The organism is Streptomyces sp. CC208A (assembly GCF_030010625.1).
Taxonomy (GTDB): Bacteria; Actinomycetota; Actinomycetes; order Streptomycetales; family Streptomycetaceae; genus Streptomyces.
In genome coordinates this window covers 41,453-62,165 of the sequence record NZ_JASCXN010000026.1, presented here as the reverse complement: position 1 = coordinate 62,165, position 20,713 = coordinate 41,453, and the positions used below count along the sequence as shown (strand labels likewise).

The following is a 20,713-nucleotide window of genomic DNA, read 5'->3' as shown; positions in this document are numbered from 1 at the left end:
CTACTTTATGAATATCGGACTCGGGGTCGCCACCGAGAGTATTCGAATCGCGATCTTTGGGTGGCCGGTAGGCTGGGGGCGGCCCTGGCACTGTCCGGGCCGAGACTTCCCTCTCGATCCCGAAGACTGGATGAACGACGATGCATCGGTACAGGTCCCACACCTGCGGCGAGCTCCGCGCCTCTGACGTCGGCACCGACGTCCGGCTGAGCGGCTGGCTGCACAATCGGCGCGACCTGGGCGGCATCCTCTTCATCGATCTGCGCGACCACTACGGCATCACGCAGCTCGTCGCCCGCCCCGGCACCCCCGCCTACGAGGCCCTCGACAAGCTGACGAAGGAGTCCGTCGTCCGCGTCGACGGCAAGGTCGTCTCGCGCGGCGCGGAGAACGTCAACCCCGAGCTGCCCACCGGCGAGGTCGAGGTCGAGGTCGGCGAGGTCGAGGTCCTCGGCGCCGCCAAGCAGATCCCCTTCACCATCAACGCCGACGACGGCGTCAACGAGGAGCGGCGCCTGGAGTACCGCTTCCTCGACCTGCGCCGCGAGCGCATGCACCGCAACATCATGCTGCGCTCCGCCGTCATCGCCGCCATCCGCTCCAAGATGACGGCCCTCGGCTTCAACGAGATGGCGACCCCGATCCTCACCGCGACCTCTCCCGAGGGCGCCCGTGACTTCGTCGTCCCCTCCCGCCTCAACCCGGGCAAGTTCTACGCGCTCCCGCAGGCCCCGCAGCAGTTCAAGCAGCTGTTCATGATCTCGGGCTTCGACCGCTACTTCCAGATCGCGCCCTGCTTCCGCGACGAGGACGCCCGCGCCGACCGCTCGCCCGGCGAGTTCTACCAGCTCGACGTCGAGATGAGCTTCGTCGAGCAGGAGGACGTCTTCCAGCCGATCGAGAAGCTCATGACGGAGCTCTTCGAGGAGTTCGGCGGCGGCCGCCACGTCACCTCCCCCTTCCCGCGGATCCCCTTCCGCGAGTCGATGCTGAAGTACGGCAACGACAAGCCGGACCTCCGTACCGACCTGGAGCTCGTCGACCTCACCGACGTCTTCGAGAACTCCGAGTTCAAGGCCTTCGCCGGCAAGCACGTCCGCGCGCTCGCCGTCCCGGACACCGGCGACCAGCCCCGCAAGTTCTTCGACTCCCTCGGCGACTACGCGGTCTCGCTCGGCGCCAAGGGCCTGGCCTGGATCCGCGTCGGCGAGGCGGGCGCCCTCACCGGCCCCATCGCCAAGTTCCTCACCGAGGAGAACGTCGAGGTCCTCACCGAGCGCCTGGGCCTCAAGCCCGGCCACGCCGTCTTCTTCGGCGCCGGCGAGTTCGACGAGGTCTCCAAGATCATGGGCCCGGTCCGCGTCGAGGCCGCCAAGCGCGCCGGCCGCTTCGAGGAGAACGTCTTCCGCTTCGCGTGGATCGTCGACTTCCCGATGTACGAGAAGGACGAGGAGACCGGCAAGATCGACTTCTCGCACAACCCCTTCTCCATGCCGCAGGGCGGCCTCGAAGCCCTGGAGACCCAGGACCCGCTGGACGTCCTCGGCTGGCAGTACGACATCGTCTGCAACGGCATCGAGCTCTCCTCCGGCGCCATCCGGAACCACGAGCCCGAGATCATGTTCAAGGCCTTCGAGATCGCCGGCTACAGCCGCGAGACCGTCGAGACCGAGTTCGCCGGCATGCTCCGCGCCTTCCAGTACGGCGCCCCGCCGCACGGCGGCATCGCCCCCGGCGTCGACCGCATCGTCATGCTCCTCGCCGACGAGCCCAACATCCGCGAGACCATCGCCTTCCCGCTCAACGGCAACGCCCAGGACCTCATGATGGGCGCCCCCACCGAGCTGGAGGAGTCCCGCCTCCGCGAACTGAACATCCAGCTCCGCAAGCCGGTCGAGAAGCCGGCCGCGAAGCCGGAAGACCGCCCGATCACGGAGTCGGTGCACCCGGACGCGGCGCGCTGACCCTGACGGACGCGTGAACGAGGGCCCGGAACCGTACGCACGGTTCCGGGCCCCCGTCCGTGGGTGGGGTACGGCCCCGGCAGCGCGGGCGGTCCGACGGAGGACACGGTCACCTCGCCTCCTGACCGAGAACGGCGGCGCGGGTGCTCGGCCCTGGCTCGTAGCATCTGGTTCATGGACGCTACAGCTAGTCTTGGACCGGGACAGCAGCCCGCGCTGCAGGGCTGGCAGGCGCCCAGCGCCATCGAACGCGGGCTGTACGAGGCGCGCGTGCGCGGCGACTGGCCCGCCTACTACGACCTGGTGGCGCAGGCTGACCTGTACGTGGTGCAGTCCCGCACCTTGTCGGACGCCGAACCCGACACGTTCTACTGGCACCCCACGTGGAATCCCGGGACACGTTCGGACTGCCTGGCCGTCTACACCGCCGGAATGCTGCCCGCACCCGTTCCGGATCCGGTTTTCGACACCTGCGACCTGGGGTGGCTCGCAGAGAGGTGGGGACCCACCAAGCCGCCGTACCTCGTCGTGAATCCGGGCAGCCCGTGCGAGGGCGTCATACCGGCGAGCCCGGAAGGCCTTGCCTTGTGGCGGTGGCACCACGACGCGAGGGGCCAAAGGACCCACGGGCTGGCCCAGTACGCCGTTCACACGTTGGAGGTGGGTGGACCACGGCAGGGGCAGGTGGCCTTCGGGCTGGGAGTCGGCGCGCAACTCTTCGTCCAGAACGGCCAGTTCTGGAACTCGCTGGCGAACCACGGCGGGGGGTATGTGAAGGAGAAGAAGGCGCTGGACCGGTGGTGGGGCATCACCGACCGTGCGGAATGGCTCGACGCGCTGGAACGGCTGCTGCGGGCGGACATGGTCAGCAGCGTCTGGGAGTTCGTCCTGCAACTGCGTCACGCCATGGCGCGGGACTTCGCGGGGCCGGTCTCGACCGACCACTGGCGGGAGGCGGCCGAGCGCGTGATACGCGCGCGTGCCGAGGAGGCCGCGCAGCCGCGGCTCATGCCCGACGGAGTGACGCAGGGCCGCGTCACCTCCACCGCCACGCTCGAATCCGAGGTGGCGGGTGTCCAGCGGCTCATCGGCCGCATCACCCGCTACGAGGCGCGGTTCCGCGCGGACGGACTCCTGGCGGAGGGCGCGTACATCCGCAGCGTCGACGCGTGGGACTACGGCCGGGCCTCGGCGATGGCGCGGTGGGGCGTGGCCACCCGGCTGGGCAGCGTGGCGGAGGCCGAGTCGGCCGTCATCCGCGCCGGCCGCCTCGTTCAGGTCAACTACCGCTCGTGGGCGGATTTCTCCGCGTCGTATGCACTGGGCCGGTGTCTCCAGTTCGACGAGGAGGAGTTCGGCGACTGGTACGAGGAGAGCCTCCGCACCCATCGCGTCCTGATGACGGACCCGACCAGTCCGTGGCTGACGATCCCGTGGGCCTGACAGCCGTCACCGCCTGGCCCCACGAGTGCATGGACGGCGTCCGCGGACTGTGGAAGTCCGCTGTCGAAGACGGGAAACGCTCCGCTGCCCATCTGTGCCCCGGGCGAGGAGTCCAGAAGCAGGGCGAGGACCCGTCGAACGGGCTCCGCCTTGCCGGCGCCGGTGGCCGCGGCCTCATGCCCCAGAGGGTTCCGTCCGCGCCTGTTTCGCCCGCTGAGCGCGGGCCGCCCCACGGACGGCACGGGATTCACCAAGGGGATGCACGGCCCGCCCCGGAGGGCCCACGGCCGCAGGAAGCCACGCTGTCCACCGCTGCGCTCGTGGTCACCGACACCCACCGCACCTCCCCGTCGCACACCTCATGCGTGGGTACGAGCCCGGCGGCGCGGGCGACGGCGGCGGAGGCGGCGTGGTCGGGATGGATGCACGCGACGACGGTACGGACCCGGGGCCGCAGCCACCCGACGAGCGCGCGAGCCGCCTCGGAGGCGTACCCGCGACCCTGCCAGGCGACTCCGACGACCCAGGCGACCTCGGCGACGCCGTCCGCGACGGTCGCCTGCACGGTCCCGACGAGCCGCCCCTCGTCCCGCGCCCGGATCACCCAGTTGCACCAGGTGGTGCCGGCCTCGGGCGCCCCGGCGGCCCATCGCACATACCGGGCCCGCAACTCCTCGAAGCTTTCCGGCGTACCCCCGATGAACGCATGCAGAGCAGAATCTCCCAGCACTACGGTCATCTCCTCGGCGTGCCCCACCTCCAGAGGCACCAGCTCCAGCCGTTCCCCGGCCGGGATCATCTCGATGACGACCTTCCCCGACACCACCTCAACTCCCCCCTCGAAAAGCCGCCTCGGCGATGGACGCTGAGGAGGCGAGATAAGTCCTGGCACGGGAGATCGCCGCCTCCTGAGCGCGGAACGCGAGACGCTCCGTCGGGCTCTCGACCGTCACCGCGATCCCTCCGTCTTCTGGTGCGCGGAGGATCTGAACCGATCGCCTCATGCTTCCTCCCCACCCTGAGACGTACAGATCGGTGACCGACGTGAAGGTGAGGAAGAACTCGAAGGCGTTGGCCTCCTTCTTCTCCCTCCATTCCTCAAGGAGGGCGGGAGGCGCGGGGCGCACGTCGAACCCGAGCGTGACGCTGACACCCCGCTCGTCGATGAGGCAGTGGAAGAGGTCGCACGCGTCAAGACCGGGAAGGGCCCCGAACCTCTCCCGGACACCGTCGTTGCCGGCCAACAGGCCGACCCATTCAGAGCCGCTCATAGAAGGTCTTTTCACTGAGATCAGGCAGGGTGTCGAACCTTCGGGAGTCGACCTTCCGGAAGAACCCCCGGGGCCCGCTGTCCCTTTCGTCCGACCCCACGGAGAAGGCACTCAGATGACCGATGAGAACGTCATCGGAAGCCTCGAAGGAAAGGGCGAACGAGGACGACTCCGCAGTCACCCGGATTCTGCGCACGCCCGATTCCTCGATGCGGAGGTCGGTCGTGGCCGAAGAGGCCCACCCCCGCATCTCCAGACGCTCGACCGCGAGGAACTGGAGATGGCACTGAATGCGGTCGAAGCCCGCTTCCTCCCACTCCGGAAGAGGATGCGGAGGAAAAGTGGGCAAGTCGGCCCGCAGCGTGAGCGCGGGCCCGTATCGACTCAGGTGGACGGACCGGACGACGAGGGGCCCCGACGGCGGCAAGGCTCCATAGAGCGCTTGCAGGTCTCTCGGATCCACCAGCAAGTCGACCCAGTTCAGAGGCATGGTGGCAGAGCTCCTCGCAGCCGGGCGCCCGCCCGTTCCGCTCATCATCGTACGGCTGCGCTCAGAAGCGGCGAGAAGCAGACGGAGACGATGCAGAACCGCGCGCAGCGGATGACCATGCCACGTCGGGCGCCCTTGGAAGTGCTGTCCAAACCGCCTGTACGTACTGCCGGTTCCCTTCGGGAGGTGTGGACGAGGTCAGTGACGCCGCCTCGCATTGTCACGCCGCACCCAACCCACGGAACTCGTGCACGGCAAGCGGGAACGAGGAGGAAAGGAGTCCCGAGCGCAGTTCTCCGTCGAGGCAGGACGCGAGGAACCGGGTGCAGGAGACGGGGAAATGCTCCCACCGTTCGCCCCGCGCCTCGTTCACCATCACCGTCCAGTGATCCGGATGGAGACCCGGATGGACGAGCCAGTAGAGGCATTCGCCGTTGTCCGTGGTGGCCCAAGGGACGACCCGGGCCCCCTCGGCCTCCAGCTCCACCGGCTTCCTCTCGAACTCCCAGAGGTCTTGCAGGTCTTCGGCCTGGCACCTCGCCCATGTGACGAGGTCGTAGTGCACGTTGGGACAGCCGGGCTCCAGGACGTACAGGTATTCGTCCCAGTGGCCTCCTCCGTAGAGGTGGATGAACTTCTTGTAGTCGGTGGGAAGTCCGCACCCCAGGCCGCATTCGATCTCGCCCCAGTCCTTTGGCCGGGGAGCGCCGGGTGCCGGGGCGATGTCGAGGAGGCGCGCAATGCTGTCGGTCATGACGGGGTCCTTGAGGGAAGGGGCACGCTGCCCGCCACCGTACCCCTTCTGACCTGTGGTTCTGCTGCCCCGTGGCGCTGTCGGCGGTGGATTGTCAGAGGGGGGTGTGACGATGGTGGTGCGGTCCGGGAGACGGGTGGGGGGTGGCCCGGGCCGGTGCGTGTGACGGTTTCGAGTGATCGGAGGCGAGAGCATGTCCAAGGAATTCCAGGTGACGTACGACTGCGCGGACCCGGCGGCGCAGGCGGAGTTCTGGGCTCAGGCGCTGGGGTACGTCGTGCAGCCGCCGCCCGGGGGCTTCGCGGACTGGGAGGCTGCGCTGACGGCGTGGGGGGTGCCGCCGGAGCTGCACGACAGCCGGTCGGCCCTCGTCGATCCGGACGGCAAGGGGCCGCGGGTGTTCTTCCAGCGGGTGCCGGAGGGGAAGACGGCGAAGAACCGTGTGCACCTGGACGTGCGCGCGGCACCCGGCCTGACCGGCGACGAGCGGATGGCCGCGCTGGAGGCGGAGGCCGGCAGACTGGAGGCGCTGGGGGCGAAGCGGCTGTACCGGATCGAGCCGGGCGGCCTGGAGGTGGGCCACATCACGATGACCGATCCGGAGGGCAACGAGTTCTGCCTCGACTGAGGGCGGTCACGGGGCCGGTCACGAGGGTGGCGCCCGGGGGAGGGCGGGTGTCGTCCGTACCGGGCGGATTCCACGGCGCGGCCGGCCGTGTCACAGGCGGTGCCAGCCGTGGAGGGACGGGGCCTGGCTGATCGCCCGGTCCGTCACTCTTCTGGCCGTCGCGACGGCCGACCGGTCGTCGGGGGCGCGCAGGAAGTACGTGATCACCGCGTTCCCCGGGGCGGCGGCGACGTGGATGTGCTCGATGCCGTCCGCCGGGCGGGACAGCGCCCACAGGATGTCCGTGAGCCCGCGGGGCGGCGGCACGGTGCGGCGGAGATCGGCGATGGTCACGACGGGAATACGCATGACCGTCAGCCTGTCCGCGCGGTACGTGTCGCAGCAGGGGTCCTGCCTGGCAGGAAGGGGCTGGGCAGTTTCCTGCCCGACGTGGAAAAATCTCCGTCGGGCGCGCGACACGTACATGGCAACGGGGGATTCTGTGTTGTCCGCGCTTGGCGTCGACACGACGTCGGAGGCCGTTTACCGCACGATGCTCGACCAGCCGGACTGGGGCGTTGCGGAGATCGGCGTCCATCTGGCCAGGTCCGAGGGGGAGGTGCGCGCCGCCCTCGACCGGCTGACCGAACTGCGGCTGCTCCGGCCCCGGTTCTCCGACTCCTCGGTCCTGCGGCCGGTCGGTCTCGACGTCGGGGTGCAGATCCTGCTGGCCCGCCGTGAGGAGGAAGTGCGCCGCGTCCAGGAGGAGTTCGCGGCCGGGCAGGCCGCCGCGCTGGAGTTCCTGGAAGCGCAGGCCGCGGAGGGCGGCGCGGAGCACCGCTACGAGGAGCTGTCGTCGATCGACCGGATCCAGGACCGCCTGGAACACCTCACCCACTCCTGCCGGCGGCTGCTGCTCTCCTTCCACCCGGGCGGAGCCCAGCCGCGCGCACAGCTGGAGGCATCCAAGCCTCTCGACGCGGCCCTGCTCGGGCGCGGGGTGGCGATGCGCACCCTGTACCAGGACTCCGTACGCAACGACCAGGACACCTTCCGGTACGCGCGGTGGCTGACCGAGTCCGGAGGCCAGGTACGTACCGTGCCCGTGCTGCCGATCCGCATGGTGCTGTTCGACGACACGGCCGCGCTGCTGCCCGTCGACCCGGCCAACACCGCGGCCGGCGCGGTGCAGTTCTCCGGTCCCGGGGTCATCACGGCCCTGACGGCCCTGCACGAGGCGGTGTGGGAGCACGCGGCGCCGTTCGGCACGGACGGGGACCGGGGACGGGAGCGGGAACAGGAGCGGAGCGAGGAGGAGGTGACCGGGCAGGAGCGCCAGATGCTCAAGCTGCTCGGGCAGGGCATGACGGACGAGGTGGCCGCCCGGCACCTGGGCATCGGCGTGCGCACCGCGCGGCGGATGATGGCCTCGCTGATGCAGCGGCTGGGGGCGCGGTCACGGTTCGAGGCGGGAATGCTGGCGGAGAGGCGGGGCTGGCTGGGGCGGTGAGCCGGGGGCGGACGGGCGCGGGGTGGCGGGTCGCGGGGCTGCCGGTGACGGGCTGTCGGTGACGGGCTGTCGGTGGCGGGGCTGCCGGTCGCGGGCAGGCATGAGCCTGCCGGGGCACATGCTGCCTGCCCTGATCCCTTCCGGGCGCCTCCGCCGGCACGGCAACGTAGGTCCTGCCCGGCCACGAGCTCACCGAACCGAGCGGAGCGGGACGGCCGGGCGGACATTCCTTGACCTCGACCGCCCACAGCCGTGCAGGAGTATGCCCATGTTCCGCCCGTTCGCCGCCCTTTTCGTCGCTTCTGTCGCCGCGCTGGTCGCCGTACTGACGGGCGCCGCCGGAGCCGTACAGACCGACGCCCGGCCCACGGCGACCACCGTTCAGGCAACCGGTGCCGACACAGGGGACAGCGCGGGCTGGAGCTGAGCCGCCACCCCACGCGGCCACCACCACCGAACCGTCCCGACACCCACCGAAGGAGCAGCGACCCCGGTGACCACCACCAGCGTCACACCGACCACCCTCCCCACCTCCACCCCCACCCCCACCCCCGCCCCCGCCCCGCCGGCGAGCACCGCCAAGCGGGCCGCCGTGTGGCTCGGCCCGCTCCTGGCGGGGGCGGCGACCCTCATCTGGTCCGGGAACTTCGTCATCGCCCGCGCCCTGTCCGACACGATCCCGCCGGTCCAGACCGCGTTCTGGCGCTGGACCATCGCTCTGCTGGCCCTGGCCCCGTTCGCCGCCCGGGGGCTCTGGGAGCACCGCCGGGCGATCCGGGCGCACGCCGGGTACATCACGGTGGTCGGCCTGCTGGGGATGACCCTGTTCAACACCCTCATCTACATCGCGGGGCAGACCACCTCGGCCACCAACCTGGCCCTGATAGCCGCCGCCTCCCCCGTACTGATCGCGGTGTTCGCCGCGTTCGGCGGGGAGCGCCTGTCCCGGATCCGCGTCCTCGGGATGCTGCTGGCCCTGGTGGGCGTGGTGGCGCTGGTCTCCAAGGGCAGTGTCACGGCGCTGCTGGGCCTCGACTTCGCGGTCGGTGACCTGTGGATGGTCGCCGCCATGTGCACCTTCGCCGGTTACTCCGCGCTGCTCAAGCGCAAGCCGAAGGAGATCCCCGCGGTGGTGTTCCTGGCCGCGACGGTCCTGTTCGGCCTGGTCATGCTCGTGCCCGCGCAGGCCGTCTCGCTGGCGGTGGAAGGCGGGTTCACCCCGACGGGCAGCAGTCTGTCGGCGCTGGGCTACATCGGTGTCGCGTCGTCGGCGCTGGCGTTCTTCGTGTGGAACAAGGCGGTGGAGCTGATCGGCGCGACCCGGGCCGGGGTCATCTACTACCTCCAGCCCGTGTGCGTCGCGATCCTCGCCTTCCTGACCATCGGCGAGACGTCCACGGTGGCCCAGTTCGCCTGCATGGGCCTGATCATCGCGGGAGTCGCGCTCTCCTCGTCCCGCCGCTAGCGGACCACCAGCCACCGACCTGTTTCCTCCCTCGACCTACCTGGAGAAGACCGTGCCCGCCTCCACCCACTCCACCCACTCCCTTCAGCCGCAGATCGACAGCGACCGCCTCCTGAAGGACCTCAACCGCCTCGCCCAGATCGGTGCCGGAGCCGACGGCGCGATCCACCGGATCGCCGGGAACGACGCCGACATGGCCGCCCGTGACTGGATCGACAAGACCATGCGCGTCACCGGCCTGCACGCCTACTACGACGACACCGGCAACGTGTTCTCCCGCCGTCTCAACACCTCGGGGCCGTGGCTGCTGATCGGCTCCCACTCCGACACGGTGCCCGCGGCCGGCCATCTCGACGGCGCGTACGGCGTGATCGCCGCCATGGAGGTGCTGCGCACCCTCCACGAGCACGACCACCCCATGGCCGACCACGTGGAGACGGTGGCGTGGTTCGACGAGGAGGGCGTCATGGAGGGCAGCAGGGGCGGGCTGACCGGCTCCACCGCGCTCACCAGGGACCCGCACGCCGAGGACCTGTTCGCCTACATCGAGCTCCACGTCGAGCAGGGTCCCCGCATGGAACGCGCGGGCCTCGACCTGTCGCCCGTCACCGGCATCGTCGGCGTGCGCCGCTACACCATCACGGTGACCGGCCAGGCCAACCACGCGGGGACGACCCCGTTCGAACTCCGGCAGGACGCGGGCCGCGTGGCGACCAGGGTCGCGGCCGAGCTCAAGGGCATCTGCCAGGACGCCGACCCGGCCTCCATCGGCAACGCGGGGGTCATCGCCTTCGACCCGGCCGCCGCCAACGTCGTACCCGGCGCGGCCCGCGTGGAACTGGAGGTACGCGCCCGCACGGAGGAGGCGCTGGACGCGATCGAGCGTTCCCTGACGGACTTCCTGTTCCTCGTGGCCAGGGAGGAGGAGTGCGTCGCGGATCTGGAGCGCACCAGCGCGAAGCCCGCCGCCGTCTTCGACGAGCAGGTGTACGGCATGGTGGAGGAGGTGTGCCGCCGGCGCACCGACCGGTGCGCGCCGCTGGTGTCGTACGCGGGACACGACGCCTCGGTGATCTCCACCCGGCTGCCCACCGCGATGCTCTTCGTCCCCTCCACGGGCGGCTTCTCGCACTCCAACCGCGAGCACACGGCCGACGAGCACCTGATCCTCGGCACCCAGGCCCTCCTGGACGCGGTGATCCGCACGGGCGAGTCCATGCTCCCGCAGCTCCTGTCCAAGACCCTGGTGGCGGCCTGACCGCCCGACCGAGTCCCCGGTTGCCCCGTCGGCCCCTGCCCGGCGGGGCACGGGTTCACCTTGTGTCCGGGGGCATCGTCCGCGCGCGGGAGCCCCACCCGTACCGCCGTCGTTGTTCCTCGGTCTCGGGGACGTACTCCGACGGCTCCGAGGCGGCGCCGCCGCAGCGGGGGCAGCGGTCCGCCGGTGCGCCCCGGAAGCAGTTGTGGCAGGTCTCGCAGTACTGGATCGGCCGGGGCGCGGACGGCGGAGGGACGCTCGGCAGCGGGGGCAGGTGGACGCTCAGGCGGTGGGCGAGGAGCGCGGCGGGCCGGAGGAGGGGATCGGGAAGCTCCGTCGTCAGGGCGTGCCGAATGCTCTCCGGCGACGCCCCGCGCTCGATCCAGGCGCCGACACCGGGGGCGAGGTGCTCGGCGTCGGCGGCGGAGAAGTAGAGCCGGGGATCGGCCTCCCGCAGCCCGAGGACGACATCGAGCGCGATGCGGAGGAGCTCCTGCGCGTGGAAACCCGGTTGGGGGACGGGCGGGAGGGGGCGGTGGCCGGGGCGGGCCGCGGGTGCGGGCGGCGGTACGGGGCCGGGTTCCGGCTCTCGTACGGGCTCGGGCGCGGGGGCGCGCTCCGGCTCCCGTACGGCCTCCGGGCCGGGGGTCGGAACCGGTACGGACTCCTGTACGGGGTCGGGCTCGGGCTTCGGTTCCTGTACGGGGTCGGGCTCGGGCTGCTGCGGGCGGCTGCGGCGGTCGGTGGTGGGCGCGGCGGCCGGCTGGTTGCAGCAGACGGTCTGGGTGACCAGGCGGCCGTTCGGCATGCGGATCACCGTGCGGCGGAGGTAGCCGTGCGCCTCCAGCTCGCGCAGGGCCTTCGCGATGCTGGTCCGGCCCTCCGGGAAGTGCTGCGCGAGGGTGTTGATGTCCACCGGGGCGCCTTCGGGGAGCGACTGGATGAAGGCACCGATCCCCCGCGCCTGAGCGGTGAGCGACCGGTGCCGGACAAAGTGGTTCCCGAGCACCACGAAATCGCGCTTGTGCGGGGTGTGTTCGTGGATGACCCCGGCGTAAGAACCCCGGGAAGAGTGGTCTTTGGCGTGGGAGCGGGACGCCACGGGCAGGCGCGGACTACGCTGGAGAGTATCCATCGGGAAGGGCTTTCTTCCTAGTTGGTAGGCCCTCGCATTGGGACGGCCATCCCGGCGAGGGCCGACGTATGTTTGCGAACAGTCGGCTGGAGCAGAGCGTAGGGCAGGCAACCCACCGCAAACTACGCCGAGTTGGCATATTCACTCTCCTGGGTGACCACACGCTCGCGCTCGCGCAAGGGTGGGTGGGTGGGAGTAATCCTCCCTGGTTCTTTGGGTATTTGATCTCCCTTGCGACCGGCGTCCGGTCCGCCGGACGCCGGTGGGACGGACGCCGAGGACCCGGTGAACGGCGCAGGTCAGGGGCGGTAGAGGGCGCCGAGCTTCTCCAGCGTGTGGAGGGCCCGGATGATGTCGGTCCGCTCGTCGGGGTGGGCCCGGCGCACCAGGCCGTCGACGGTGAGGGGGACGCCGACGGGGTGCTCTCGGATCAGGACGGCGACGCCCATGACGATCAGCGAGTCCATGCCCCTGACCACGATCTGGTTCATCTTGCGGAGGTCGGGGATCACGTCGACCCAGACGACGGGCAAGGCGCTGCGAAAGGTGTCGGACACGTCGTGGCCCATGGGAGTCGTCCCTTCGGTCGGTGGTCGATGCCGTGCCGAAGGTAAGGAGGACAGGCCCCCTCCCACACATGCTTCCGGCATGATCACCCGCCCGAGTGACCCGGCCACGGCCGAGTGAGGACCAACTGCCTCAAGCCCACACCGCTTTGACCACGACGTGGCCGGCCGAAGCCGCCCGCCCGTAGAACGCCTGGAGGTCCCGGTGGTGTTCGAGGTGCTCCCGCCTGGTCCGGCCGAGGGCGCCGAACCCGGCACCGACGACGTTCCACAGCTCGTCGAAGGAGACGGTCGTGAGGAAACGCGCGGCCTGTGACACCCCGGGCGGCTCCAGAAGGATCAGCGGGGGATCGGAGGGGTCGGCGTCGGCGCCATGGGGCACGGGGCGGCCGCCGTGGCGACGATCGGAAAGGCGTCAGCCCTCTCGCTCCCCGCCCGGCGCTCCGCGCGCAGCCCTAGCCACGGGGAGGCGGGTGCTCGGGGCCGGGCTTCGGCTTCGGCGGGGGCTCGGTCGGATCGGGCTCCCAGTACCAGTCCTCGCCCTGGTGGACCGCCCGTCCGGGGCGGGGGTTCGGTCCGCCGTTCCGGCCCGCGTCCCAGTGGATGAGGGCCACTACCGCGACGAAGAAGAGGACCATGCCGGCGACCGTCCACGCCGCCGGATCGCCCTCGGCGAGCCGTGGCCCGCCGGTGGTCCAGAGGTAGCGCCCGAGCCGCCAGGCCGCCACCACCAGCACGTACCCGAGTCCCAGGAGGAAGGGCAGGAGGACCAGCCCGACCGCCAGGCAGCCCTTGTCCAGGTTCCCCCGACTCATCGCCGCCCCTCGTCAGCCCGCTCCGCGTCGCCGAGCCCGGGATACCCCGCCTCGGCGGCCCCCACACCGGCGCCGCCTCAGCGGGTGTGCTCCTTCAGGAACGCGCCCGCGAGGGCCGCCGCCTCCTCCTTCGTGGGGGCGGTGGCGCCGTCGGTTCTCGTGCCGTCGGCGGCCGTCGCCGTCCACGTCCAGGCGTCGTCGGCCGGGGACAGCTCCGCACGGCCGCCGAAGAGGTCGAGCGCGACGGAGCCCGGCGCCGGGCGGCTCACCGCGTCGGGCCACTTCTTGCGGGCGCCCTGGCGGGTGATGCCCCAGACGGCGCCCAGCTGCTCGTAGCTCGCGCCGTACGCCCCCGCCGTGCCGGCCGCGATCGCGGTGAGGCGCTTGACCTCCTGGTCGACGACCTTCCAGGCGGCCAGGACGGAGAGCGCGACGTCCACCGGCTCTCCCTTCCACATGCCCTCCTCCGGCCGGCCGGTCGCGCGGGCGCGGAGGGAGGAGGCCAGGGGGGTCAGGGCTGCGTGGAGCGCCGACTCCAGGCCGGTCAGTTCTTCCTCGGGGATCTCCTCTGCGTACGTCATGTGACAACTGTAGTTTACGAGGCTCGGTCCTGGGAACTGTTGTTTACATGAAAGTCGAGAGGAAGTCCTTCGAGAACGGCGAAGGCCGCCGGCCCGGGTGGGGCGGCGGCCTTCGGGAGACGGGCGGGGCGTCAGTCCTTCTTCGGGTCCTCCAGACGCGGGAAGAGGACCGCGCCCTTCGTCACCGTGGCGCCCGCCGGGAGCTGGCCCCAGCGGGCCGCGTCCTGGACCCGCTGGTCGGCGAGGGCGCCCAGGGACGGCTCGGCGCCGAGGGAGTCCCACAGCTTCTGGGAGGACTCGGGCATCACCGGGTTGAGGAGGACGGCGGCGGCGCGGAGGGACTCGGCGGCCGTGTAGAGGATCGTCGCCAGGCGGGCCTTGCCCTCCGGAGAGTCGTCCTTCGCGACCTTCCACGGCTCCTGCTCCGTGATGTAGCCGTTGACCTGCTTCACGAAGTCGAAGACCGCCAGGATGCCGCCCTGGAAGTCCAGCTCCTCGCCGATCCTGGCGTCGGCGGTGGCGACCGCCTTCGTCAGGCCCTCGTGGACGGCCTTCTCGGCGTCGCCGTCGGCCGTGGAGGCCGGCAGCTCCCCGCCGAAGTACTTGCCGACCATCGCGGCCACGCGGGAGGCGAGGTTGCCGTAGTCGTTGGCCAGCTCGGAGGTGTAGCGGGCGGAGAAGTCCTCCCACGAGAAGGAGCCGTCCTGGCCGAAGGCGATGGCCCGCAGGAAGTACCAGCGGTACGCGTCCACGCCGAAGTGCGAGGTCAGGTCCTGCGGCTTGATGCCGGTCAGGTTCGACTTCGACATCTTCTCGCCGCCGACCATCAGCCAGCCGTTCGCCGCGACCCTGCCCGGCACCGGGAGGCCCTGCGCCATCAGCATCGCCGGCCAGATCACGGCGTGGAAGCGGAGGATGTCCTTGCCGATCAGGTGCACGTTCGCCGGGAAGGTCTCGTCGAACTTCGCCGGGTTCTCGTTGTAGCCGACCGCCGTCGCGTAGTTCAGGAGCGCGTCGATCCACACGTAGATCACGTGCTCGCCGTCCCACGGGACCGGGATGCCCCAGTCGAAGGTCGAGCGGGAGATCGAGAGGTCCTCAAGGCCCTGCTTGACGAAGTTCAGGACCTCGTTGCGGGCCGACTCCGGCTGGATGAAGTCCGGGTTCGCCTCGTAGAACTCCAGCAGCTTCGGGCCGTACTCGCTCAGCTTGAAGAAGTAGTTCTCCTCCTTGAGGATCTCCACCGGCCTCTTGTGGACGGGGCACAGCTTCGTGCCGTCCTCCGCCTCGACGAGGTCGCCGGGGAGCTTGAACTCCTCGCAGCCGACGCAGTACGGGCCCTCGTAGCCGCCCTTGTAGATCTCGCCCTTGTCGTACAGGTCCTGCACGAACTCCTGGACGCGGTCGGTGTGACGCTTCTGGGTGGTGCGGATGAAGTCGTCGTTCGCGATGTTCAGGTGCTCCCAGAGGGGCTTCCACGCCTCCTCGACGAGCTTGTCGCACCAGGCCTGGGGCGTGACGTCGTTCGCCTCGGCCGTGCGCATGATCTTCTGACCGTGCTCGTCCGTGCCGGTGAGGTACCACACCTTCTCGCCGCGCTGACGGTGCCAGCGCGTGAGCACGTCGCCTGCGACGGTCGTGTAGGCGTGGCCCAGGTGAGGAGCGTCGTTGACGTAGTAGATGGGGGTCGTGACGTAGAACGCCTTCGCCCCCTGCTTCTCGGATCCAGTGGCCGCCATGGTCGAAATCCTAACGGGCGTCCGAAGATCCACTCACATCGAATAAGCAGGGGGCGGGGTGGCCGGCGGGGCGTCGATCTACAGGTCCAGGCCCGCGAGGACGCCCCGGTAGAACTCCGCGTGCGGGGTCTCGGCCGGCGTCGGGCCCGCGAAGTGCGTCGCGGTCCGGTCCGCGGTGAGCTTCCGCAGGTAGTCGAAGGCCTTGCCGTCCTCCTCACCCCAGGCCGTGAACCGCCAGTGCACCGGGCGGCCGGCCGCCTCGGCCAGGGCCTGGGTGGCGGCGGTACGGGACTCGGGAGCGCCGTCCGTCTGGAAGATCACCAGTGCCGGGCGGTCCGGGTCGGCCTTCTCGTGGCGGGCGAGGACCTCCTCGACGGCCCGGTGGTAGTTCGTCCGCCCCAGGCGGCCGAGACCGGCGTTGATCTCCTCGACGCGGGTGGAGGTGAGGTCGGCGGGCGCGAGGTCGACGACCCCGTCGACGTCGGTCGAGAAGAACACGGTCGTGACCGTCGCCTCCTCGTCCAGGTGCGCGGCGAGCGCGACGGCCTGCTCGGCGAGGCGCTGCACCGACCCGTCCTTGAAGTACCCGCGCATCGACCCGGACCGGTCCACGACGAGATACACCCGAGCCCGGGCCCCGCCGAGCCCCGCCTTCCGCAGCACCGCCCCCGCGGCCTTGTACGCCTCGGCGAGCTGCGGCGCCGCCGCCTTGACCCGCGCGAGCGACACGGCCGGCTTCTGGGCCTCGGTGACGGTGTCGCCGCCGTCCGCCCGCGCGGCGACGGGCTGAGGCGTGGCCGCCTCGGCCTCGGCGCTCGGCTCCGACTCCGGGGCGGCGCCCGCCTGCGGCTCCGCCGCGTCGGTCTCCGGCTCGGCCGTGCCGGCGGTGCCGGTTTCGGCGCTCGGCGTCGGCTCGGCGGCGGTGGGGGCGTCCGCGCCCGCCCGCGGCTCCGCCGCCTCGGCTTCCGGCTCGGCCTCGGCGGCGGTGCCGGTTTCGGCAGTCGGTGCCGGCTCCGCCTCGGTGGTCGCCGTCTGGGGCTCCGCTCCGGCGGGGGCGTCGGTGGTCGGTGCAGGAGCTGCGTCGGCCTCGGCCTTCGCCTCCGGCTCGGCGTCGCCGGTGGCGGTTTCGGTGCTCGGCGCGGCTTCGGCGGTCGCCTGCGGCTCCGCCTCGGCGGGCGCCGGGGACACCTCGGCCTCCGCTTCGGGCGTCGCGTCCGCCTCCGTGTCCGCAGCAGGCTCGGGCGCTTCGGCCTTCGCCTGCGCCTCGGGCGCAGCCACCGCCGCGTCCGCCTCAGGTGCCGCGTCCGCCTCCGTGTCCGCCTCAGGCGCGGGCGCCTCGGCCTCCGCTTCGGGCGTCGCGTCCGCCTCCGTGTCTGCCTCAGGCGCGGGCGCCTCGGCGGCAGCCGCCTCCGTGGCCTGTGTACCCGCGTCCGCGCTCGCGGTCGGCTCCTCGGCCTTCGCCGGCTCGGCGGCAGCCGTGTCCGCCTCCGCGTCCACCGTCGCGGACGTGCGGGCCTTGGGGATCTGGGGGTTGTCGAAGGCGGCGGCCACCAGGGCGTCGGCGGCTTCCCGGGCGGCTGCTTCGGGGGCCGGGGCCTCCGAAGCGGCGGTCTCCGGGGTCTGGGATGCCGGGGCCGCGGTGTGGGGTTCGCGGGACTGGGACGGGACGGAGGGGGTCTCGGCTTCTTCGCGGTCGCGGCCGAATACCTTGCGCAGCAAGCTCCGAATACCCATGGGCGAACCCTTTCGCATGAGTTGGATGCGGTATGCGTCCTTCATCCCTGGCCAGGGCGGACACGTAAGGTTAGCGGCCACGTCCTCCGGTTCCCGGGACCCCGTCGGTCACGGTTGCCGCTCATTCATCCGGCGTTCACTCCGTGTCCGTCCCCGTGCAGATGTGCGCACATACCGTCACGGCCGAACGGATTCCCGACACCCTGTCGGCACACCACGGCGGCGCAGTGCTGCGCCGGAGGAGGACCCAGTGCGCAAACTGCTGCCGCTGATCAGCACCAACCCGCACGGCGGCGGGCGTTCCGCCCTCACCTGCCGGTTCCGCTGCGGTGACGCCTGCTTCCACGAGGTGCCCAACACCAGCGACAACGAGTACGTCGGCGACGTCATAGCCGGCGTGCTGTCCCGCCGGTCCGCGCTCCGTGCCGCCGCCGTCGTGACGGTCGCCTCCGCCGCCGGGGGCTCGCTGGTGCTCGGCGGAGCGCAGGAGGCGCAGGCGCACCCCGGCAACGGGCACGGGCACGGGCACGGGCGCGCGCCCAAGGGCGACGGGGCCCGGGGGCTCCGGTTCTCGCCCGTCGCGCCCAACACCGCCGACCAGGTCACCGTTCCCGCCGGGTACGCGCAGAACGTCGTCATCCGGTGGGGTGAGCCGATCCTCCGCGGCGCGCCCGCCTTCGACCCGGAGAACCAGACCGCCGCGGCGCAGACGGGGCAGTTCGGGTACAACAACGACTTCCTCTCCCTCCTCCCGCTGCGCGGGGAGCCGGGGCGGCAGGTGCTCGTCGCCAACCACGAGTACACCGACGAGTTCCTGATGTTCCGGGGCTACGACGACGCGAACCCGACCCGCGAGCAGGTCGAGGTCGCCTGGGCCGCGCACGGCCTCTCCGTCGTCGTGGTGCAGGAGGAGCGGCGTACCGGCAAGCTCACCCCGGTCACCCGGCACCACCTCAACCGGCGCCTCCACACCTCCAGCCCGTTCGAGCTCACCGGGCCCGTCGCCGGGCACGCCCTCGTGCGGACCTCCGCCGACCCGAAGGGCCGTACCGTCCTCGGCACGCTCAACAACTGCGCCGGCGGCACCACCCCGTGGGGCACGATCCTGTCCGGCGAGGAGAACTTCAACCAGTACTTCGCCAACGGCTCCTCCGCCACCGACAAGCGGTACGGCATCGGCGGCGGCGCCACCGAGCGCAAGTGGGAGCGGTTCGACAAGCGCTTCGACCTCGCGCAGGAGCCGAACGAGGCCCACCGCTTCGGCTGGGTCGTCGAGCTCGACCCGTACGACCCCGACTCCACGCCCCGCAAGCGCACCGCGCTCGGCCGGTTCAAGCACGAGGCGGCGCAGCCCCGGCTCACCGCCGACGGCCGGCCCGTCGTCTACATGGGCGACGACGAGCGGTTCGACTACTTCTACAAGTTCGTGTCGTCGAAGCGGATGATGAAGGGCGGCTCGCGTCGGGCCCGCGCCCACAACCTCACCCTCCTCGACGAGGGCACCCTGTACGTCGCCAAGCTGACCGGCGACTCCCCGGCCGCCGAGATCGACGGCACCGGCAAGCTCCCGAACGACGGCGAGTTCGACGGTTCCGGCACCTGGATCCCGCTGGCCACGGCCGGACCGGAGGGCGCCGTCTCGCACGTGCCCGGCATGACCGCCGAGGAGGTGTTCGTCTTCACCCGCCTCGCCGGTGACAAGGTCGGCGCGACGAAGATGGACCGCCCCGAGGACGTCGAGCCCTCGCCGCGCTCCGGCCGCGTCTACGTCGCCCTCACCAACAACTCCAGGCGCGGCACGGACGGCAACCCGGGCGTCGACGAGGCCAACCCGCGGAACAAGAACAAGCACGGGCAGGTCCTGGAGCTCGCCGAGCACTGGGACGACCCGACCTCCGACGGCTTCGCCTGGCGGCTCTTCCTCGTCGCGGGCGACCCGGAGGACCCGGCCACCTACTTCGCCGGCTACCCGAAGGACAAGGTCTCCCCGATCTCCTGCCCGGACAACGTGGCCTTCGACCCGCACGGCAACCTGTGGATCTCCACCGACGGCAACGCCCTCGGCTCGCACGACGGCCTCTTCGGCGTCGCCACCCACGGCGAGCGCCGCGGTGAGCTGAAGCAGTTCCTGACCGTGCCGCGCGGCGCCGAGACCTGCGGCCCGATCATCCAGGACCGCCGCGTCCTCGTCGCCGTGCAGCACCCGGGCGAGATCGACGGCGCCTCCGTCGAGAACCCGGCCTCCGCCTGGCCCGACGGCCCCGGGAAGATCGTCCGCCCGTCCGTCGTCGCCGTCTGGCGGGTCGACGGCCGCGACATCGGCGTCTGAGACGCCTGACACCCGCTCCGGGAGGGCCCGTCAGCCGGTCCCCAGGCCCTCCCGGAAGCGGGTGAACTGCTCCGCCGGGTCGCCCGTGTACGCCCACGGCACCCACGCCGCCCGCGTCCCGAGCAGCCCCATCAGCTCCCGCGCCAGCTCCACCTGGCCCGCGTAACAGGCCGCGTGTGCGAGGAAGTTGAGGTCGCCGACCTCTTCCGGGACGACCGGACGGGAGCGGTCGCGGCCGCCGATCCAGCGCTCGTACGTGCGCCGCAGCTCGGTCACCGCCAGCTCGTGCTTCCAGTGCTGGTCGAAACCGCGCACCGGGCCGCGGCCCAGCGCCCCGTCCGCGATGTAGCGGTACTCCTCCACCCGCGCCACCTGCACCAGGACCGGAAGCGCCGAACCGGGCGGCGCCACCCCCGCCGCGTCGCGCGCGAAGTCGTACATGGAGCCGTGGGTGCCGTGCCAGCGCGCCGAGAGGTAGCGCAGGACCTGCACGTGCCCTTCGGTGTTGTACGGGTCGCGGCGCCGCAACTCGTCGAACCAGTAGCGCAGTTCGCGACGCGGCACCCCGCCCTCGTACAGCCGGGCCACCGAGAGCAGCGACACCCACGGCATCGGGTCGGCGGGCGCCGCCTCCGCCGCGCCCCGGCAGGCGTCGACGGCGGCGTCGACGCGGGCCCGGTCGACGGCCGCGCCCCGGCCCGCGGCGATGGCCGCGTCGAAGACCCGTACCACCTCCGTCGCCGCCCGCAGCACGGCCGCGTCCGGACTGTCGGGCTCGGCGGCCCGCCAGGTCTCGACGGTCGAGCTGCCCGCGGCGGCGTGCGAGAGCAGCCGGATCCGGTGGGTGCGGCGGGCCCAGTCGTCACCGGTCGCGGCGAGCAGGTCCCGTACGCCCTGCCAGCGGCCGATCACGATGTCGTGGCGGGCCTCCGTCAGCGCGCGGTCACCGAAGTCCGGGTCGAAGTCGGGCGTGAACCGCTCCGCGCGGGACCGCCTGAGGGCGCGTCGGCGTACGCCCATGGGGACCTCCTTCGGTGGAAATCGTTCAGTCG

At 71.4% G+C, this 20,713-nt stretch carries 21 protein-coding genes; 8 read left to right on the top strand and 13 right to left on the bottom strand.

Annotation, left to right across the window (positions count from 1 at the left end; genetic code table 11):
* The first annotated feature begins 140 nt into the window (after window positions 1-140).
* Window positions 141-1,964 carry an aspartate--tRNA ligase gene (gene aspS, locus QK442_RS25400; protein ID WP_282696374.1) on the top strand — a complete coding sequence of 608 codons (1,824 nt, stop codon included), beginning with the start codon at window positions 141-143 and terminating at the stop codon, window positions 1,962-1,964.
* 174 nt (window positions 1,965-2,138) lie between these two features.
* Window positions 2,139-3,407 carry a DUF1266 domain-containing protein gene (locus tag QK442_RS25395; protein ID WP_282696373.1) on the top strand — a complete coding sequence of 423 codons (1,269 nt, stop codon included), beginning with the start codon at window positions 2,139-2,141 and terminating at the stop codon, window positions 3,405-3,407.
* 247 nt (window positions 3,408-3,654) lie between these two features.
* Here QK442_RS25395 and QK442_RS25390 read toward each other — a convergent pair whose 3' ends face one another.
* The 4 genes from QK442_RS25390 to QK442_RS25375 all read right to left on the bottom strand — a co-directional run bounded on the left by QK442_RS25390 (window position 3,655) and on the right by QK442_RS25375 (window position 5,922).
* The gene (locus tag QK442_RS25390) at window positions 3,655-4,206 is read right to left on the bottom strand and encodes a GNAT family N-acetyltransferase (RefSeq protein ID WP_282696432.1); all 552 of its coding nucleotides are present in this window, start codon (window positions 4,204-4,206) and stop codon (window positions 3,655-3,657) included.
* Window positions 4,207-4,234: 28 nt separating this feature from the next.
* Window positions 4,235-4,678 carry an Imm50 family immunity protein gene (locus tag QK442_RS25385; protein WP_282696372.1) on the bottom strand — a complete coding sequence of 148 codons (444 nt, stop codon included), beginning with the start codon at window positions 4,676-4,678 and terminating at the stop codon, window positions 4,235-4,237.
* The gene (locus QK442_RS25380; RefSeq protein ID WP_282696371.1) at window positions 4,665-5,168 is read right to left on the bottom strand and encodes an Imm50 family immunity protein; all 504 of its coding nucleotides are present in this window, start codon (window positions 5,166-5,168) and stop codon (window positions 4,665-4,667) included. The genes QK442_RS25385 and QK442_RS25380 overlap by 14 nt, the downstream gene beginning before the upstream one ends.
* A gap of 220 nt (window positions 5,169-5,388) precedes the next feature.
* Window positions 5,389-5,922, bottom strand: a complete 534-nt coding sequence (locus QK442_RS25375) for an SMI1/KNR4 family protein (protein WP_282696370.1) — start codon at window positions 5,920-5,922, stop codon at window positions 5,389-5,391.
* Window positions 5,923-6,115: 193 nt separating this feature from the next.
* Between QK442_RS25375 and QK442_RS25370 the strand changes: the two genes are divergently transcribed.
* Window positions 6,116-6,550, top strand: coding sequence for a VOC family protein (locus QK442_RS25370; protein WP_282696369.1), 435 nt, complete (start codon window positions 6,116-6,118; stop codon window positions 6,548-6,550).
* Window positions 6,551-6,640: 90 nt separating this feature from the next.
* On the opposite strand, the gene QK442_RS25365 is transcribed toward QK442_RS25370, so the two are convergent.
* Entirely contained in the window at window positions 6,641-6,898 is a 258-nt protein-coding gene (locus QK442_RS25365; protein WP_282696368.1) for a hypothetical protein, read from the bottom strand.
* Between the two features lie 133 nt (window positions 6,899-7,031).
* Here QK442_RS25365 and QK442_RS25360 point away from each other — a divergent pair, with 133 nt between their 5' ends.
* The 4 genes from QK442_RS25360 (at window position 7,032) to QK442_RS25345 (ending at window position 10,762) form a co-directional block, all read left to right on the top strand.
* Window positions 7,032-8,039, top strand: a complete 1,008-nt coding sequence (locus tag QK442_RS25360) for a helix-turn-helix transcriptional regulator (RefSeq protein ID WP_282696367.1) — start codon at window positions 7,032-7,034, stop codon at window positions 8,037-8,039.
* Between the two features lie 268 nt (window positions 8,040-8,307).
* Window positions 8,308-8,466 carry a hypothetical protein gene (locus tag QK442_RS25355; RefSeq protein WP_282696366.1) on the top strand — a complete coding sequence of 53 codons (159 nt, stop codon included), beginning with the start codon at window positions 8,308-8,310 and terminating at the stop codon, window positions 8,464-8,466.
* Between the two features lie 165 nt (window positions 8,467-8,631).
* Window positions 8,632-9,504 (top strand): DMT family transporter, encoded by an 873-nt coding sequence (locus QK442_RS25350; protein ID WP_282696431.1) that lies wholly within the window; start codon window positions 8,632-8,634, stop codon window positions 9,502-9,504.
* A 52-nt stretch (window positions 9,505-9,556) separates the two neighbouring features.
* On the top strand, window positions 9,557-10,762 hold the full coding sequence (locus QK442_RS25345) for a M20/M25/M40 family metallo-hydrolase (protein WP_282696365.1): 1,206 nt from the start codon (window positions 9,557-9,559) through the stop codon (window positions 10,760-10,762).
* A gap of 55 nt (window positions 10,763-10,817) precedes the next feature.
* Here QK442_RS25345 and QK442_RS25340 read toward each other — a convergent pair whose 3' ends face one another.
* The 7 genes from QK442_RS25340 to QK442_RS25310 all read right to left on the bottom strand — a co-directional run bounded on the left by QK442_RS25340 (window position 10,818) and on the right by QK442_RS25310 (window position 17,332).
* Window positions 10,818-11,678, bottom strand: a complete 861-nt coding sequence (locus QK442_RS25340) for a helix-turn-helix domain-containing protein (RefSeq protein WP_282696364.1) — start codon at window positions 11,676-11,678, stop codon at window positions 10,818-10,820.
* Window positions 11,679-12,196: 518 nt separating this feature from the next.
* Window positions 12,197-12,466, bottom strand: a complete 270-nt coding sequence (locus tag QK442_RS25335) for a hypothetical protein (protein WP_282696363.1) — start codon at window positions 12,464-12,466, stop codon at window positions 12,197-12,199.
* Window positions 12,467-12,596: 130 nt separating this feature from the next.
* Window positions 12,597-12,845 (bottom strand): hypothetical protein, encoded by a 249-nt coding sequence (locus QK442_RS25330; protein ID WP_282696362.1) that lies wholly within the window; start codon window positions 12,843-12,845, stop codon window positions 12,597-12,599.
* Window positions 12,846-12,918: 73 nt separating this feature from the next.
* The gene (locus tag QK442_RS25325; protein WP_282696361.1) at window positions 12,919-13,278 is read right to left on the bottom strand and encodes a hypothetical protein; all 360 of its coding nucleotides are present in this window, start codon (window positions 13,276-13,278) and stop codon (window positions 12,919-12,921) included.
* Window positions 13,279-13,355: 77 nt separating this feature from the next.
* Window positions 13,356-13,859 carry a hypothetical protein gene (locus QK442_RS25320; RefSeq protein WP_282696360.1) on the bottom strand — a complete coding sequence of 168 codons (504 nt, stop codon included), beginning with the start codon at window positions 13,857-13,859 and terminating at the stop codon, window positions 13,356-13,358.
* 131 nt (window positions 13,860-13,990) lie between these two features.
* A complete protein-coding gene (metG, locus tag QK442_RS25315; RefSeq protein WP_282696359.1) occupies window positions 13,991-15,598 on the bottom strand; it encodes a methionine--tRNA ligase in 1,608 nt (535 codons plus the stop codon).
* Between the two features lie 78 nt (window positions 15,599-15,676).
* On the bottom strand, window positions 15,677-17,332 hold the full coding sequence (locus QK442_RS25310; protein ID WP_282696358.1) for a VWA domain-containing protein: 1,656 nt from the start codon (window positions 17,330-17,332) through the stop codon (window positions 15,677-15,679).
* A gap of 250 nt (window positions 17,333-17,582) precedes the next feature.
* Between QK442_RS25310 and QK442_RS25305 the strand changes: the two genes are divergently transcribed.
* Window positions 17,583-19,661 carry a PhoX family phosphatase gene (locus tag QK442_RS25305; RefSeq protein ID WP_282696357.1) on the top strand — a complete coding sequence of 693 codons (2,079 nt, stop codon included), beginning with the start codon at window positions 17,583-17,585 and terminating at the stop codon, window positions 19,659-19,661.
* A gap of 30 nt (window positions 19,662-19,691) precedes the next feature.
* On the opposite strand, the gene QK442_RS25300 is transcribed toward QK442_RS25305, so the two are convergent.
* Complete coding sequence (locus tag QK442_RS25300; RefSeq protein ID WP_282696356.1) at window positions 19,692-20,681, bottom strand: hypothetical protein; 990 nt, start codon at window positions 20,679-20,681, stop codon at window positions 19,692-19,694.
* Window positions 20,682-20,713: the final 32 nt, after the last annotated feature.

Bases quoted from the DNA above. Each gene is read 5' to 3' on its own strand.
- QK442_RS25375 (WP_282696370.1), bottom strand. From the start codon at position 5,922: ATGACCGACAGCATTGCGCGCCTCCTCGACATCGCCCCGGCACCCGGC.
- aspS (WP_282696374.1), top strand. From the start codon at position 141: ATGCATCGGTACAGGTCCCACACCTGCGGCGAGCTCCGCGCCTCTGAC.
- QK442_RS25320 (WP_282696360.1), bottom strand. From the start codon at position 13,859: ATGACGTACGCAGAGGAGATCCCCGAGGAAGAACTGACCGGCCTGGAG.
- QK442_RS25365 (WP_282696368.1), bottom strand. From the start codon at position 6,898: ATGCGTATTCCCGTCGTGACCATCGCCGATCTCCGCCGCACCGTGCCG.
- QK442_RS25390 (WP_282696432.1), bottom strand. From the start codon at position 4,206: ATGATCCCGGCCGGGGAACGGCTGGAGCTGGTGCCTCTGGAGGTGGGG.
- QK442_RS25355 (WP_282696366.1), top strand. From the start codon at position 8,308: ATGTTCCGCCCGTTCGCCGCCCTTTTCGTCGCTTCTGTCGCCGCGCTG.
- QK442_RS25370 (WP_282696369.1), top strand. From the start codon at position 6,116: ATGTCCAAGGAATTCCAGGTGACGTACGACTGCGCGGACCCGGCGGCG.
- metG (WP_282696359.1), bottom strand. From the start codon at position 15,598: ATGGCGGCCACTGGATCCGAGAAGCAGGGGGCGAAGGCGTTCTACGTC.
- QK442_RS25325 (WP_282696361.1), bottom strand. From the start codon at position 13,278: ATGAGTCGGGGGAACCTGGACAAGGGCTGCCTGGCGGTCGGGCTGGTC.
- QK442_RS25385 (WP_282696372.1), bottom strand. From the start codon at position 4,678: ATGAGCGGCTCTGAATGGGTCGGCCTGTTGGCCGGCAACGACGGTGTC.
- QK442_RS25310 (WP_282696358.1), bottom strand. From the start codon at position 17,332: ATGGGTATTCGGAGCTTGCTGCGCAAGGTATTCGGCCGCGACCGCGAA.
- QK442_RS25395 (WP_282696373.1), top strand. From the start codon at position 2,139: ATGGACGCTACAGCTAGTCTTGGACCGGGACAGCAGCCCGCGCTGCAG.
- QK442_RS25380 (WP_282696371.1), bottom strand. From the start codon at position 5,168: ATGCCTCTGAACTGGGTCGACTTGCTGGTGGATCCGAGAGACCTGCAA.
- QK442_RS25300 (WP_282696356.1), bottom strand. From the start codon at position 20,681: ATGGGCGTACGCCGACGCGCCCTCAGGCGGTCCCGCGCGGAGCGGTTC.
- QK442_RS25335 (WP_282696363.1), bottom strand. From the start codon at position 12,466: ATGGGCCACGACGTGTCCGACACCTTTCGCAGCGCCTTGCCCGTCGTC.